This is a genomic window from Xanthobacter sp. BG11Y11_SDJG (assembly GCF_057364445.1).
The window spans coordinates 1-732 of record NZ_JBNFNU010000814.1; the positions used below are offsets into that span (position 1 = coordinate 1).

Sequence of the window (732 nt, forward strand, 5' to 3'; positions counted from 1 at the left end):
GCGGCTCGGCGACCTCGTCTCGGCGGTGGTCGCGCGCGGCGGACGTCCGGACCTCGCCTGGGAGGCGCTCGGCGCGGTGGCCGCGCCGACGCTGCTGATCGTCGGCGCGCCGACGAGACCGTGCTGGAACTGAACGCCGAGGCGTTTCGGCCGCCTCACCTGCGACAAGGCGCTGAAGATCGTGCCCGGCGCGAGCCATCTCTTCCCCGAGCCCGGCGCGCTGGAGGAGGTGATCGCCCTCGCCACCCGCTGGTTCGAGCGGCATCTGCTCGGCCGCACCGACGACTGGAAGGCGCCATGAGCCCGCCCTTCGCCGACCGCCGGGCGGCGGGGCGCCAGCTCGCCGCCGCGCTCGTGCATCTGAAAAGACGAGGCGCCGGTGGTGCTGGCGCTGCCGCGCGGCGGCGTGCCGGTGGCGGCCGAGGTGGCGCAGGCGCTCGGTGCGCCGCTCGATCTGGTGCTGGTGCGCAAGATCGGCGTGCCCGGCGCCGAGGAACTGGCCATGGGCGCCGTGGTGGACGGCGCCGCACCCATCGTGGTGCGCAACGACGACATCATCGCCGAATCGGGGGTGACGCGCGCGGCGTTCGAGGCGGTGTGCGCGCGCGAATTGGAAGAGATCGAGCGCCGGCGCGCGCGCTTATATCGGCGCGCGGCGGCGTGCGCCATCGCCGGCCGGACGGTGGTGATGGTGGACGACGGGCATCGCCACCGGCGCCACCGTGCGCGCCG

At 75.1% G+C, this 732-nt stretch carries 1 pseudogene; it reads left to right on the plus strand.

Going from position 1 to position 732, the window contains the following annotated elements:
• Positions 1-379: 379 nt before the first annotated feature.
• Positions 380-732: pseudogene (locus tag AC2W7M_RS26710) on the plus strand (phosphoribosyltransferase); the annotation flags it as partial.